Source organism: Limnohabitans sp. TS-CS-82 (genome assembly GCF_002943475.1).
Genome location: NZ_PTQX01000020.1, coordinates 71,604 through 85,850 on the forward strand (window position 1 = coordinate 71,604; position 14,247 = coordinate 85,850).

Consider the following 14,247-nt stretch of genomic DNA (forward strand, 5'->3'; position numbering starts at 1 on the left):
CCTGGTCGAGATGACTCAAGGCGGCGACAGGGATGACGACCAACGGGTCGCAGGAAGGCGCAACCCTCAACGGAGGGCTGCTAAATGAAATGGATCAGATCAGCGCAAGAGCGTCACGGGCCTGTTTCAGGTGGGACTGACTGCGTGGCTTGGTGCTTCGCACGCTGGCCTGCATCTTGGCCAGCACATCGTCAAAGGTGGCAATGCCGTCGACCATTCCAGCGGCCAGTGCGGCGTCTGCCCCAAGCACACGACCTTCGCCCATGCCCGAGCGCACTTCGCTTGCCGAGACACCACGGCCTTGGGCCACGGCTTCGATGAAGGCGTTGTAGTAGTCATCCACACGGGACTGCATGAAAGCCTGAGCCTGTTTATCGAGCGGAACATACGGGTTGCCCTCGACCTTGAACTTGCCCGCCGAGATCAAGGTGGGCTTGACCCCTTCCTCTTCCAACGCCTTCGAGTAATCAAAGTGGGCCTGCCACACACCGATCGAGCCCACCTCGCCACCCGGGGTGACATAGAACTCGCTGGCCGAGCAGCCGATCCAGTAAGCGGCCGAGGCCGCCAGGCTGTTCGCCACGGCAATGACAGGCTTTTGGGCTCGGGCCTTGACGATTTCGCTGGCCAATTCGGAGACGCCATAGACGCTGCCCCCGGGACTGTCGATGTCGATCAGGATCTGGCCCACCGTGTCGTCGGCCAGCATCTGGCGCAGGACTGATGTGAACTGCTGGGTGCTGGTGCTGCCCGGCCCGGAGATGTCGTCGACCATGTTGCCGCGCTGCGTCACCACCCCGTACAGGGGCAGCACCGCGATACCGGTGCCCGTGCTGGCGGCTGCCATTTGCTTGCGGGTGTCACGCAGCACGCGGTCGGTGTTGACCTGAAACAGGGTCTCGTCGCTTGGCGGCTCGCCCGCAGACCAGCGTGTCAGGATGCCGGACATAGCCTGCAAACGCTCGGGCATCAGCGCCCAGGGGGTGGTCAGGAATTCTGAAAGCAGAAGTTGTTTGTTCATGTGTTCATTCCAAGTTGAATCAGAGAAGCGGCCAGTGCGGCCTCCTCAAAGGGCTGTGTTTGCAGCTGCGCCCAGGCGCTGACCTTGCTCACCTCAAGTCCAAAGGCCTGGGCAATCAGGTCGGTTTCGTTGGCTCCCAGGGAACCCTTCTTGGCGATGCGCCGGGCTAGCCGGGCTGAGTTGGACTGCACCAGCTTGCGAAAGCGCAAGCTCGATTCCTGATCGGCGGGGTCCGTTTCGTCCTCGGTAGGCGCCGGATCGGAGGATTCGGTCTCCTGCTCAGCCTCTTCGGCATCCTCTTCCTCCACCATGTTCAGTGGGCGAAGGGGTTGGTCCAGGCCTTGCAGCGGGTTGAGGTTTTCTGCAATGCGTGCCTCGTTGCGGGTGAGCCAGCCGTTCTGGATGCCGCTTTGGTAGTAGGCCGAGCGGCTGGCTGCATCGCCGCGCATCAGGTTGGCAAAGTCGAACTCGACTTCCAGCTGATCGCCATCGAGCATCAGATCGGATTCGATCGAGGCCTCCCAGCGTTCGGCCCAGGGCGTCATGGTGTGCATGACAAATTCCAGACTCTGCTGCTCGATGTTCGAGAACGTCGCGCGATCTAAATCGGCAATCATGTGTGGTGGCACACGGAACATTCGAGCGATATCTGTTATCTGGAACTTGCGCAGCTCCAGGAACTGGGCGTCCTTGTTCGTGACCCCCACCTCATGGAACTTCATGCCGTTTTCCAGCACCAGGACTTTGCCCCGGTTGGAGCCGGACTGCGCCGCCTGGTAAGAATCCCTGAACACCCGCTTGGCCTCAGGGTCCTTGAAGGTGCCGGGAAATTCGATCCAGCCGCCCGTGGGTTTGGCGTCGTTCGTGAAGAACCTCGCCCCGTAGTCCTGAGCGGCCAGGGCCATGCCCAGACTCTCGCGGGCCAACTCGATGGGGCTCATGCCCATCAGACCGTCCGAGGACAGGCCGCGCAGGTGCCAGATCTGCCCGCGTGGGAATACGGTTTCATCCCCGTTTTGCATCCGAACCCGGTACCGAAAGTCCCCGCTGTCCATCACCTCCACGCGCACCCGGTCGGGGTGAATCGGCATGAGCTCGGTGATTTCTCCCTTGGGGTTGGCGATGATCTGGCAGAAAGCATTGCCCCTCAGGGCCAGGTGTCCCTGAAGCATCTCGCGCCACTCAAAGGGGTTCTGGAACCGGTTGGGCTTGCGGGCAAGGAGGCCGTAGAGCCAGTGATCGGTCACCCGATCCTTGCCTCCGTCTTTGCGCTGGCGGTACACCACCACCGGAAGAGACGCCATGGTCTCCGACAGGATGCGCACACAGGCATATACCGCTGCGAGCCGCAACGCCCCGTCAGGCGAGACGCGCATGCCTGAGGCGCTGCGCACCGACACCGGCTCAAAGAAGAAGTCTCCCCAAGGGGATCGGTCACTGCTCGAAGCTCTGAATCGATCGATGAATGTGAAAAGTCCCATTGCCTCAGAGCACCATCAACTCATAGTCGGATCCGAGCACCACCGAGTCCCCCGGTTTGATCGCCCTTGAGAGGGCCATGATCAGTGCCACGATGCCGTCTATCTTGTTTTCTGCTCGCTCCTTGCGTGGATAGATGTTGTCTTTGACGTCCAGGTGCGCCACCACGTTGCTGGCCATCCAGGCCAGTACCGGGTCGCCGTCATGGACGAGCTTCTTTTGCAAGACCAGGGCTTCAAGCGTCTTCATCGGTTCGCTGAAGTTCAGCACCGTGGGGCGCACCTCGATCATGGGCAGGCCCTCGGCCAGCATCCGGGTCGAGAGCTGCGTGGCCTGAAACGGGTCGAAGGCCACCGCCTGAATCTCATAACGGGTGGCCATGTCCAGCAAGTCCGACTCGATCCAGCCGAAGTCGATCACGTTGCCCGGAGTAACGATGAGCCGCCCCGAATGCATCCAGCCGCCGTACTGGCTATTGCCTGCGCCGTTGACCGTGTCCTCGGGCAGGTAGTACTTGCCAAAGGTCACGTAGGCGTCCGAAATCTCCGGATGCCGAAACACCGCTACCAGGGCGGCAATGTCCGTCTTGCTGGCCAGGTCCAGGCCAATCCAGCAGGGCTGACCTTCGAATTGATCAATGAACATGCCGTTCTCGGTACAGGCGTCCCAGGAGCGCATGTCCATCCAGGCTGTGTCGGCGTTCACCCATTCATTGAGGTGCTTGGTCTTGAAGTTGTTGACGGCGCTGGGCAGCTGCATCGCCTTGGCCTGCAGCGGCCCGAGCACCTCGGACCTCACCGAGATGCCCCAGTTGGGGTTGGCCTTGATGAGCGACTCTTCGGTTGTCCAGTCATCCCCATCGTCCAGGCCATAGATGATCCCGAACTGGGTGTCATCCTCGAACACGCCATCGAGCAGCTTGGTCACAAAAGACCGAACCTCGTAGCAGATGCCTGCGCGGTTGCTACCCGCCGTGGTGATCACCCACAAGAGCGAGTTGTCCCGTTTGCCGGTTCCGGTCTCTACCACGTCATAGACCGTGCGAGTCTTGTGGGCGTGGAGTTCATCCACGCAGCCAAAGTGAATGTTCAGACCGTCCAGCGTGGAGCCCTCGGCCGAGAGCGCCTCAAACTTGGAGCCCGTGGCCATCACGTTCATGTTGTGCGCCCCGACATTCACCGAGAACCGGTTGCGAAACCCCGGGCTGCGGCGTGCCATGGTCTGCGCATCCCCGAACACAATGCGGGCCTGGTCACGGGTGGTCGCCAGCGAATAGACCTCAGCACCACCTTCACCATCGGCTGCCAGCATGTACAGGCCCACCGCAGACGACAGAGTGGACTTGGCATTGCCTCGTGGCACCTCGATGTAGGAGCGGCGAAAGCGCCGCGTGCCATCGGCCTTGACCCAGCCGAACACCGTCGAGAGGATGAACACCTGCCACGGCTCCAGCGTGATGGGCTCTCCGGCAAGCGGGCCCTTGACGTGCGGCAGTCGCTCAATGAATGCGCACAGGTTGTCCGCCGGGTAGTAGGTCTTGCCGCTCTTGCTGGTGAGCTTGGGATTGAAACGGTAGGGGCTGGCCTTGCCCTTGTACTTTTTCAGATCACTGAGTTGCCTTTGGCAGGCGGCCTTCACCCACTTGCACGCCAGGATCTCTCCGGCCACGACTTTCTCTGCGTACATCTTGGCAATGTCCGCATAACTGCCTTGAGCCATTGAACTTATCCCGCAATATCGGCCCAGGGGTCATCATTTGTCCCAGGCTCTTGTGCAACATGGACCCTTGAGCGTGACGCGGGCGTGAACCCCATCTCAGCTTCGTAGCCCTTCATCTCCTGGGCTAGGTCCCGAATGACGTCCATCAGAGGCGAACGGCGCAAGATGCCGCTGGGGGTCTTGATGATCATCCCCGCCACCCCCGAACGATTGATCTTGGCCAGCGCCTCCCGGTACAGCCCGGCGCAATTAGCCCAGCGCTCGAGCACGGCCGCATCCAGCGAAGACAGCAGCCCCGGCGGAGCGTTCTCTACCGCGTAGGTCCACGCTTCCTTGGCGATGTCGGACATGTATTCCGGCGGATCGCCCAGCTTTCCCATTGGGCGGGGCTCGTTGGGGTTGGTGCGGCACTTTTGCAGCGTCCCCTTGATCTTCTTGACTGCAACGGGAAGGGGTTTACGACCGGCCATGTGGACTAAAAAAAAGAATTTCAATTTGCACGCGCAAAAAATTGCGCAAGCGCACGCATCTGTGGCGCCAGCCTGTAGAGATTCACCCCCCTACCCCCTCAGGAGGGGGGCTGGTTGCGCAAGGATGCCGTCTCTGAGGCGGTCTTGGCGTTGTGACAGGGCACGCACAGGCTTTGCAGGTTTGAGCGATCAAAGCGCTCACCGCCTTGCTTGACCGGAACGATGTGATCGACCACGTTGGCGGGCTGGAGCACACCCTTGGCCTGGCACCTGCAGCAAAGCGGGTTATCCCGTAGCACCGCTGCACGCGTGTTACGCCACCTGGTCGACTGATAGAAGCCCAACTCGGTGTCGAACCCACGCCGCGCACGCCCGTACTCACGGTGCACTTGGGGCTGACCGACTTTCCGGCCAATCTAAAAGGTGCCCCAGCGCTGGGCCAGTTCGTTCTCGTTGAGCACCCGGCGATCTCCGGGTGACAGGGTGTTGATCGCTTCTTGAGTCGATCGGGTAAGTGAGGTTGCCGTTGCTGGCATGGATTACTCCTTTGACGTTGTTGAGGAACAGGTGTCATTGGAGATTTCGGGTGGCGAACATACGAGGGACCGATTGGCGAACCACGTGGAAACTTCTGGTTCGCCAATGCACCGCCACAAATGAAAACGGCGAGCACTTGGCTCGCCGGTGGTAAATTTGCCTGATGCTCAGGCACGAAGTTTCTGTGGTTCAGATGCCCTTTTACGGACACTCTTAGGTGAATGTCTCAGACCGAGCCAAGGCAGAATCCGCCCCCGTTGGCTCACGTCTTTCCCGCATACCACTCATGACTACTGTTGACAACACGTACCACGAGCAACATCACGGGCACTTCAATTAGCACGCCGACCACTGTGGCTAGTGCTGCGCCGGATTCAAAACCGAACAGGCTGATTGCGGCGGCCACCGCAAGTTCAAAGAAGTTGGACGCACCGATCAGAGCCGATGGGCAAGCCACGGAATGCCTCTCTCCAAGCTGGCGGTTAAGCCAATAAGCCAGCGCCGAGTTGAAGAACACCTGGATCAAGATGGGCACGGCCAGCAAGGCGATGACAAGCGGCTGCTTGAGAATAGCCTCACCCTGGAATGCAAAGAGCAGCACCAGCGTTACCAGCAGCGCCGCGATCGACCAAGGCCCGATCTTGGCCATCGTCGCGTCAAATGCTTCCTGCCCTTTGGCCAGTAATGCCTTGCGCCACAACTGAGCAAGCATCACGGGGATGACGATGTAAAGCACGACCGAGGTCACCAAAGTGGCCCACGGGACGGTGATCGCGGAGATGCCCAAGAGGAAACCCACCAGCGGCGCGAACGCAAACACCATGATCGTGTCGTTGAGCGCGACCTGCGAGAGCGTGAACAGCGGGTCGCCATTCGTGAGACGGCTCCAGACAAACACCATCGCCGTGCAGGGGGCTGCCGCCAGCAGGATCAGGCCAGCGATGTAGCTGTCGAGCTGGTCTGAGGGCAAAAGCGGTGCAAACCAATGGCGGATGAAGAGCCAGCCCAGAAACGCCATTGAAAACGGCTTCACCAGCCAGTTGACGAACAGGGTCACTCCAATGCCGCGCACATGCTGCCGCACCTCACCCAGCGCACCGAAGTCCACCTTCACAAGCATCGGAATGACCATCACCCAGATCAACAGACCTACGGGCAAGTTGACTTGGGCGACTTCCATAGCTCCGACGGCCTGGAACACGCCGGGAAAAAACTGCCCAAGCGCTATACCCAGCAAGATGCACAGGAACACCCACAGCGTCAAGTAACGCTCGAAGAGACTCATCGGAGCCTGGGCCGCAACCTTTGCCGTGACTTCACATTGAACGCTCATGGTCAACTCTTGGCCAGATCGCGGGCGGTTTTCTCGATGGCCATCTTGCTCAAGCTGCTCTGGGGCAGATTGACAAAAATGTCCAGGCGCTTGCGCATCATGTGCAGGGTCTGCTTGAACGCCTCTCGCTTTTTGTCGTCGTCGCCCTCAACCTCGGATGGATCGGCATAACCCCAATGAGCCGTCGCAGGTTGGCCTGGCCAGAAAGGACACACCTCACCAGCGGCGTTGTCACAGACTGTGATCACCAAATCCATATGAGGAGCATCAGGCTTGCCGAACTCATCCCAGCTTTTGCTGTAGAGACCTTCCACAGGTAAGCCAGCCTTGGTCAGCGTTTCAAGTGCCAGTGGGTTGGGCTGCTGGTTCTCACGCGGGCTGCTGCCCGCCGAATAGGCTTTAAAACGCCCTTGGCCGAGGTGGTTCAGCAGGGCTTCGGCCAAGATGCTGCGCGCTGAGTTGTGCGTGCACAAGAAGAGGACATTTAAAGGTTTGGATTCAGTGGTCATGTTGTTCTTTCAGCAGCAAGAGGATTTAGAGGAAATAGCGGGGCCGCAGCAACTGGCTGTTGCAACCGTATTCGGGGCGCAGCATGCTGCAGCAGTTGGCTGTGTGGGTGCGCAACATGCCGCGCCAGAAGCGGGTTGAGAGGCCTCGTTAAAAACTGGGATGTCTCCAAGGGTATGGAACTGCTCCCAGGCGACGCCTTGCGGGTCAGTGATCCAGTGTTTGTCGCTGCGGGCATAGCAACAGGTCGTCTCGCCTTCGTCGAGCATGGCCATGTCGGCGTTTTGAGCAGCCGCCTTCATCTCAACCAACTCCTCGGCACTATCAACTTGGAAGCCCAGGTGGTCGAGGCCAGGCTTGCTGCCTCGCGTTGAGATGGCGAAGTTCACCCGAGGGTCTTCAAGCATCCACTTGGCGTAGTCAGTTTCGATCCGCGCAGGTTGGGCAGAGAACAAGCGTGAGTAAAACGCGATGCTCGCTTGCAGGTCTTGGACATGGAGGTGTACGTGAAACCGTTTCATGTTCGGTACTTTCAGCATTGGCAGTTGGTGGATGAGGCGTCGAGGCAGGCCTCGGCGCCCTGGCAGCAGTTCTCAGTGAGGTAGGCAAGCAGACCATTCATCTGGTCAAACTCGACGCGGTAGATCAGGTTGCGCCCACTGCGCTCCTGGCTGATCAGGCCCGCGCCCATCAGCTCTTTGAGATGAAACGAGAGCGTGGCGTTAGGCACCCCTAGCAGCTCGCCCAACTGCCCTGGCGTCGCACCTTGTTTTCCCGCAACCACGAGGGAGCGGAACACCTGCAGGCGGTTGGGCTGGGCCATGGCGGCTAAAGCTTTGACGACGTCTTTTTCTTCCATATTTCCATTATCGTAAAAATATATGACAAAAACAAGACACCTAATCCAAGAATTCAGAGGGCTGCTATCGGACGTTTACCATCAAAACAGGCGGAACCAAATCACACAAAGGCAAGCATCTTTTTTTGCTTCTCCCAGTCGCGTGGAAGGGGCTCATGACGCCCACGGATCATCTGCAGATTCAGATGCCGTGGCTGGGAACCATCCAGGATGGCTTCAATGATCTCGGGAGCCAAATTCGCCATGCGCAGGACCTCCGCGACCCAGCCCGGCTCCAGCTTGAATGCACGAGCCAGATCTGTCGCCGTGGCGTACTTGCCCTCATCAAGCAAGCGTTGCCAGTAAAACGCCTTGCCCAGCGTTTTGATCATCGGAATGTCCATCCCGCCAGACATGACGTTCGCACTGGAGCCTGACGGTGGGGTCAAGAGCTTGCGGTTTTTTTTGCGACGGATCGTCAGCGGGACCATCGTCACACGTTGCGTGCCGTCCATGATTTGCCGCGCAGCCCCACCCACTTCAATACGCACATTGCGCAACCTTGGGTTGCCCTGATATGCATCGTTAGTCATGCCATCACCTCCTCTGCATACTCTTTGGCCTCTTCCACGTAGGGGTGAGCCACGATGCTTGGATCCAGTCCGATCCAGCCATCCTCGCGCCAATGGATGTCCAAGCTACCGTCCTTGAAATCCACGCGCTCAATGAGCAACTGTGCAATGCGCTGTTGCTCCGCCGGAAACAACTGCTTCCAGACATCGGCGATTCGTCGCATCGACACCACCACCTGGTCTTCTTGAAGATCGGCTCCGGCACTGTGCTGCAGGCATGAGCGCCACACATCCACATGCCCTTGGCTTTGCTGGCTGCGATCTTGTCCCGGATGCGTTCGCCCGTGACTTCACGTTCAAACTGTGCAAAGGACAGCAGGATGTTGAGCGTCAGCCGCCCCATCGATGTGGTTGTGTTGAACTGCTGGGTCACCGAGACAAACGAGACGTTGTTGCGATCGAAAACCTCAACCAGCTTGGCAAAGTCAGGCAAGCTGCGCGTGAGACGGTCGATCTTGTAGACCACCATCCGATTGAACCAGCCGCTCCTTAATGCGAGCTTCTATCTCATCGGCAACGCTTGCATTAAAGGAAAGAACCAAGATCTCCTCAGGCGAGGCATAGCCCTTTTTCACCAAGTAGCCGACCTTGGCCACGAGCACTGAGGTTTTTCCCGACCCAGCTGCAGCTATAACCAAGTTGCAGTCTTCCATCACGACGGTTGCCACGCGCTGCTCGAGGGTCAGTACACTTGATTCCACAGAGCAGAAATACTCATCGTGCAGCACCGTCTCTTGGGCCACAAATTTGTCGTTGCGAGCCTCAATAGCGCTGTAATCGCCGGAGGTGACTTGCTCGAACAACTTAAGGTCCGGACCTAAGGGCTCTAGGTCAGGGGCAAGCAGCCCTGATTGGTCTGGGTGCCAATGGGAAGCATGAGCGCCTGAAATGGCCAAGGCCTCGCGGACCATCCTGTTGGACACATAACGGTCGCTGGCCATGGCGGCTCTCAGTGCCTTGATTGAGGGCAGCATAACGCCAAGGGTCTTTGCGCAGGCGGAAATTTCCTCTGCTAGTCGCCGCGACATTCCACGCAGGAAAATTTCCTGATCACCTTGTCCAAGCCGCAAGTGACCCCAGAAAAAAGCCGGGGCCACGGAACAGCATGTTAGGTCACTCCAGCCATAAAGTCGGTCATCTACACGCAGACCTTCAGGGACGACCTCCAACGACCAGGATCCTCCGAAAAGAATCCGGGAAAAAAATCCAGGGGTCCAGTGTCGTGCCATTCACAAATGAGATTAGTACTCCTCGGATGATACGCATTATGTTTTGCAGCTTTTCCATCGACGACTATTGACCGACATGTGCCAGATCAACTGGTCGTCATCACAAAAATACAAAGCTAGTGTTTACAAACATTTGCCCCTTGCTGCCCCATTAAAGAATCGAAAACGTGGACTTCTCTTGCAAATTCTCAGAACTTTGTGTGTGACAGCACACAAACCACAAGGCGCGCCTCAGCAAGTCGATAGCAAAACCTTCGTATCCGACACACGCGTAAGTTGTTGCCTGGAAACGCGTTCTGCGTGTGCCACAGCGTGAGGGTTTGAAGAAGTTTCGTGAGAAGAGAAGGCAGAGTATGAGATTTGGGGGGCAATACCACCTCAAGTACCGGAGGGGGTTGGCACACGTAGAATTGCGCCGCACCCCGCGTGCTCTGGGGATGGCCCAAATGAAAACGCCCAACTGAGAACAGTTGGGCGTCTTGGATTGGTGGCCTGGACGGGAATCGAACCTGTGACACGCGGATTTTCAATCCGCTGCTCTACCAACTGAGCTACCGGGCCGGTAAGGACAAGATTGTAGCAGGACTTTTCCTTGAGGATGCCTGCGGTGTTCAAAAAAGTGCATCACCGGCTGGTCGAAATCTTGGCTGCCATTTTGCTGTGCCAGCGTCTTAGCACAAACATTGCAGACTTTTTGAGCACCATGCTGGGGTGCGGATGCGCCACCGGCTTGAGATTGACCGAGGTGGATGAGCGTAAAGAAGATTTACGTTTGAGTTGGATTTGCTGCCGTGTTGGATTTATTTTTTTGACGGATACAAACATACATACTTTGGCTCGTCAGATGGGCACATCCATGGCGGCTGGAAAGCCAGCTTGAGATTATTTGCGTTTTGATACCATTTGTAAGGTTTTCAACAAAGTGGCATTGTGCAAAGAACAAAGAAATGAGTTGCGCAAGCATTTATTGTCTTTAATGTCCATTGCTCCTGTACGAGGTAATCATTGATGAAGATCATAAAAAAAATTCAGTGTGCAATTTCAGCAACTATCTTGCTCTTTGCCGTCGAAGCTGTAGCCCAAGAAGCAAAACCATTTGATGCCTCAAGTCTGATGATTGTTGATGTTCATCGACACGTGCAACGCTGGATCTCTCCGTCTGAGCTGGACGCGGAAATGAAGGCGCTCAATATTGGCTGGGCGGGTGGCGTTGGAGCCCCATACGGCCCATGGGATACACAACCTTACTCACGTCTACTTGGCAACAAATACATTGCTACTACCGGACAAGTTACCTTAACTGACATATATCGCCGCAAAGGAGTTAAGGGCATTGAAGATGCTACTACCCCCGACTACGTTCAACTCATTGAAGAGGCAGATCGGCTTTTTGCGGCCAAGCAAATTAAAGGTATAGGTGAACTCATTCTCAATAACCAAAATAGCAACCCCAACACTTCCTTTCAACGCAAGGCAAAAATAGACTCAGATGGTATTCTTCAATTGCTAGAAGTTGCCAAGCGCTGGGAGGGGTTCGTTAACATACATGCGGAAGACGACCCTAACTCGGTTCAGGAACTACAAAACATCGCCGCTGCGTACCCATCTGTTCCCATTATCTTGGCGCACTGCATGTTCACATCAAACACAGGATTGATAGATGAACTGCTGCTCAAACATTCGAATATATATTGTGAGATGTCAGCCCGCAATGACGCTATTTTTATGAATCAATATGCAAAGCAGCACGCCGATAAATTTGATTGGATTGTCTTCGACGACAAAAATCTTCAGACTAAATGGAAAAATCTTATCGAAAAGCACCCTACCCGATTTATGGTGGGCACTGACACATTCAACTCTTGGGTAGATGTGAAAAAGACAGTACGACAGATCAGAGGCGGACTCCTGCAGAACTTGTCCCGAATAACAGCGAAGCTCGTGGCTTCAGAAAATGCTATTCGCGTAATGAAGTTAGAGCCGTAAATATTTTTAAAAAAGTAAAGTAATTATTCGCAGTACTTGAGCTATGTGGATAGCCCACCAGATTGAACGGACTCAGGTGATTCGTCGCCTCATTCGTGAACGAATCAGACCGTCAGAATGACTTGCTCAGGCATAAATTAATTTGACGCCTACTTAGTTGCAGTCGGGTCAGGAAAACCAACCACGCTGCCAACAAAGTCCAAGAAAGCGGATACAGCCCTCGGATCGTGAATCACTTCGTGCGTCCGTTGTCCATCAAGCACCAAGCTGATTGTGTTTTCCTTATCTCGTCCCGTGAAGAGCCCTCCATCGCATTGGAAACTGTCGTTGAGCCACGGGTCATCTTTAAAACGAATAGCAAGTAATGGTATTTTTCTAGGCGGACGTCCAATCACTTTTGGATTGCAACCCCATCCTGTAATGACGTATGCCGTTACATCAACCCGCTTCATGATGCCCACAGTTATTCCACCTATGCTGTGACCACTGACAAGCGTAATATCTTTGTCAACAAAGGGCAATGCCCTAGCCTTTTCTAATCCATAGTCAACTTCTTCCAGTCTTTGCTTAAGTATGGGAAGCGTTACTTTCGTAAATTGAACCTCACCTGCAGCATTGCCACCACAAAGTTGGAAAGAGTTCGCACGTCCATAGTAACTTGGCATGAATGCCACATACCCACGAACAGTCAGCAGCTTTGCCTGCTCAATTTGCTCCTGCCCAATGCCAAAGCAACCGTGCACCAGTAAAGCAAGAGGCATAGGTGCATCAAATTTCAACGTCGGCAACCGCTCTACGACTTTATCGATCCGGGTAATCTCCCCAGCAGGTATGCCCAGCTGCTTAGACAAGTCTTTGGGCAGCATCAGTGCGCCTTTGAGCCAAGTACGTTGCAGCTCTTGAGCATCATCGGAAACGCTACTTGTCGAGCTGCCCGCAGCCGTATTAGCATGCGACTGAAAGCATGCCAGCATAAAAGTCAGCGTGACTAAACTTATCTTCAATGCACCAAATACTTGAATCATGATCAAAACCGGTTTTTTATTGCTCACAGCAATCATTTTGACAGGCTCAGCCTTGGCTCAGGACAGGACCACCGTTTCCGAATTAGGTATGCGAGGAATACCAGCATTGACACAGGACGAACTGACCGCTTTGATTATCGGGAATACATTGCGACACACCAAGCTTCAAGGCTCTCAAAAACTGGACATGCATTACAAGGAGACTGGTAACAGAGTCTTTTATTCAGGTGCAGCCAACATTGGTATGCGATTTGAAGGCTGGTACAAGATCAAGGACGGTAAACGCTGTGAGCAATCCAGTGGCGGAGGTCAAGAAGTTTGCTTCACGCTTCATAAGATAGACAATGGAAAGCACTACTTGTGCGATGCCAAAGGGCAGTGCGATTGGACGCTGATCTCGGTAAAAGGCAACCCGCTTGGTATCGAATAGTTAAGCGTCAATTTTCTTTAATCGCGCGAAGCTGCCCAAGCTGAAATAGCTCTACAAGCACTGATCCCACCGCCCAACACTCAATGTTTAGCCGCTAAGCTAAAAGCTTGCCGTAGGGCTGACTTGCACCCACTTTGCAGGAGGCATTAATTTTTAATCTCTAGCACCGAGCTGACTTTTTTAATTCGCTACGCTACCAACTGAGTTACCGGGCCATAAGTCAATTTGTAGCACTGACTGAGCAGATCTGACGTTCAAACAACATTGAGAAACCCATTTTTGTGACCGTATGCGGCAAACGACGGCTTGATTGGACGCCGCAACGTACACAAAGGACACACATTGCATGCGCCCATCAAAGCGCTATCTGACCGCAGACGAAATTGCACAGATAATTTAATGTCTTACAAAAATAATCTATTTATGAAAAAAGACGAGGAACATTCGTTCCACTTTGAAGCCTTACTTTTAGCTGTTTTGGCCGGCGTCTTGTTTTGTGTCGTGCACTTGCTCAATGGTTGGCTGCTGTCATCGTTTGAGATTTCAGACCACATCAGTTTTCTCTATCTGCCCAGTTTTTTGCGCTTGGTCAACGTGCTGGTATTGGGGATGGTGTGGGGCAGCTTGGGCACCGCTATAGGCTGCCTTCTTTTGATGCCGTGGTCGCAAGACACCGTCTTTCTGAGCCTCGTTAACGCCACGGCATCAGCAGGCTGTGCGGCTTTAGCGGTGATGCTGATGCGCTTCATGCAAAAAAGACCGCTGTCATTGGCGCGTTTTAGCGACTTGCTGTCACTGGCCTTGCTGTATGCGTTGCTTAACGCCTTAATTCACCACGCACTGTGGTCGATGCTCGACCCTTCACAACTGGTCAATCCCAATCAATTGGCGTTCATGATGGTGGGCGACATCAATGGTGCGGTGATCGGCGCGCTGGTGTTGCGCTGGCTGGCTCGTCACACGCGCTTGGTGGCTTTTGCGCGAACGCGGGCCACACAAGCGCCTCTCAACGAGACGGACTCAGACCTCAAAAACTAACGA

At 55.4% G+C, this 14,247-nt stretch carries 17 protein-coding genes, 1 tRNA gene and 1 pseudogene; 4 read left to right on the forward strand and 15 right to left on the reverse strand.

Going from position 1 to position 14,247, the window contains the following annotated elements; translation table 11 throughout:
- Positions 1-94: 94 nt before the first annotated feature.
- The 14 genes and pseudogenes from C5F52_RS27170 to C5F52_RS27235 all read right to left on the reverse strand — a co-directional run bounded on the left by C5F52_RS27170 (position 95) and on the right by C5F52_RS27235 (position 10,326).
- Positions 95-1,021, reverse strand: coding sequence for a S49 family peptidase (locus tag C5F52_RS27170; RefSeq protein WP_104801499.1), 927 nt, complete (start codon positions 1,019-1,021; stop codon positions 95-97).
- Positions 1,018-2,502, reverse strand: coding sequence for a phage portal protein (locus C5F52_RS27175; protein ID WP_104801500.1), 1,485 nt, complete (start codon positions 2,500-2,502; stop codon positions 1,018-1,020). Before C5F52_RS27175 ends, C5F52_RS27170 begins: the two co-directional genes overlap by 4 nt.
- Positions 2,503-2,506: 4 nt before the next feature.
- Positions 2,507-4,219: a terminase large subunit gene (locus C5F52_RS27180; RefSeq protein WP_104801501.1), complete on the reverse strand. Its 1,713-nt coding sequence runs from the start codon at positions 4,217-4,219 to the stop codon at positions 2,507-2,509.
- Between the two features lie 5 nt (positions 4,220-4,224).
- Entirely contained in the window at positions 4,225-4,713 is a 489-nt protein-coding gene (locus C5F52_RS27185; protein WP_104801502.1) for a phage terminase small subunit P27 family, read from the reverse strand.
- Between the two features lie 74 nt (positions 4,714-4,787).
- The gene (locus tag C5F52_RS30095) at positions 4,788-5,078 is read right to left on the reverse strand and encodes an HNH endonuclease (protein WP_369954487.1); all 291 of its coding nucleotides are present in this window, start codon (positions 5,076-5,078) and stop codon (positions 4,788-4,790) included.
- Between the two features lie 410 nt (positions 5,079-5,488).
- Positions 5,489-6,559 (reverse strand): ACR3 family arsenite efflux transporter, encoded by a 1,071-nt coding sequence (gene arsB / locus C5F52_RS27200; protein ID WP_201747102.1) that lies wholly within the window; start codon positions 6,557-6,559, stop codon positions 5,489-5,491.
- A 2-nt stretch (positions 6,560-6,561) separates the two neighbouring features.
- Positions 6,562-7,068, reverse strand: coding sequence for an arsenate reductase ArsC (locus C5F52_RS27205; protein ID WP_104801504.1), 507 nt, complete (start codon positions 7,066-7,068; stop codon positions 6,562-6,564).
- Between the two features lie 9 nt (positions 7,069-7,077).
- Positions 7,078-7,587 (reverse strand): ArsI/CadI family heavy metal resistance metalloenzyme, encoded by a 510-nt coding sequence (locus C5F52_RS27210; protein ID WP_104801536.1) that lies wholly within the window; start codon positions 7,585-7,587, stop codon positions 7,078-7,080.
- An 11-nt stretch (positions 7,588-7,598) separates the two neighbouring features.
- Complete coding sequence (locus tag C5F52_RS27215) at positions 7,599-7,925, reverse strand: helix-turn-helix transcriptional regulator (RefSeq protein ID WP_104801505.1); 327 nt, start codon at positions 7,923-7,925, stop codon at positions 7,599-7,601.
- Positions 7,926-8,026: 101 nt separating this feature from the next.
- On the reverse strand, positions 8,027-8,497 hold the full coding sequence (locus tag C5F52_RS27220) for a hypothetical protein (RefSeq protein WP_104801506.1): 471 nt from the start codon (positions 8,495-8,497) through the stop codon (positions 8,027-8,029).
- Positions 8,494-8,700 (reverse strand): hypothetical protein, encoded by a 207-nt coding sequence (locus C5F52_RS30300; RefSeq protein ID WP_236658029.1) that lies wholly within the window; start codon positions 8,698-8,700, stop codon positions 8,494-8,496. The genes C5F52_RS27220 and C5F52_RS30300 overlap by 4 nt, the downstream gene beginning before the upstream one ends.
- 59 nt (positions 8,701-8,759) lie before the next feature.
- Positions 8,760-9,005: pseudogene (locus C5F52_RS30305) on the reverse strand (recombinase family protein); the annotation flags it as partial.
- Entirely contained in the window at positions 8,962-9,765 is an 804-nt protein-coding gene (locus C5F52_RS30455; protein WP_104801507.1) for a UvrD-helicase domain-containing protein, read from the reverse strand. The gene C5F52_RS30455 and the pseudogene C5F52_RS30305, both read right to left, overlap by 44 nt.
- 485 nt (positions 9,766-10,250) lie before the next feature.
- Positions 10,251-10,326 (reverse strand) — tRNA-Phe (locus tag C5F52_RS27235).
- Positions 10,327-10,363: 37 nt separating this feature from the next.
- On the opposite strand from C5F52_RS27235, the gene C5F52_RS27240 reads away from it, so the two are divergent.
- Together C5F52_RS27240 and C5F52_RS27245 are read left to right on the forward strand one after the other, a co-directional pair.
- Positions 10,364-10,645, forward strand: coding sequence for a hypothetical protein (locus C5F52_RS27240; RefSeq protein WP_104801508.1), 282 nt, complete (start codon positions 10,364-10,366; stop codon positions 10,643-10,645).
- 128 nt (positions 10,646-10,773) lie between these two features.
- Positions 10,774-11,751, forward strand: coding sequence for a hypothetical protein (locus C5F52_RS27245; RefSeq protein ID WP_104801509.1), 978 nt, complete (start codon positions 10,774-10,776; stop codon positions 11,749-11,751).
- Between the two features lie 149 nt (positions 11,752-11,900).
- Here C5F52_RS27245 and C5F52_RS27250 read toward each other — a convergent pair whose 3' ends face one another.
- Positions 11,901-12,776 (reverse strand): hypothetical protein, encoded by an 876-nt coding sequence (locus C5F52_RS27250; RefSeq protein WP_104801510.1) that lies wholly within the window; start codon positions 12,774-12,776, stop codon positions 11,901-11,903.
- On the opposite strand from C5F52_RS27250, the gene C5F52_RS27255 reads away from it, so the two are divergent.
- Entirely contained in the window at positions 12,775-13,206 is a 432-nt protein-coding gene (locus C5F52_RS27255; RefSeq protein WP_104801511.1) for a hypothetical protein, read from the forward strand. The genes C5F52_RS27250 and C5F52_RS27255 overlap by 2 nt on opposite strands.
- 423 nt (positions 13,207-13,629) lie before the next feature.
- A complete protein-coding gene (locus C5F52_RS27260) occupies positions 13,630-14,244 on the forward strand; it encodes a hypothetical protein (RefSeq protein ID WP_104801512.1) in 615 nt (204 codons plus the stop codon).
- Positions 14,245-14,247: the final 3 nt, after the last annotated feature.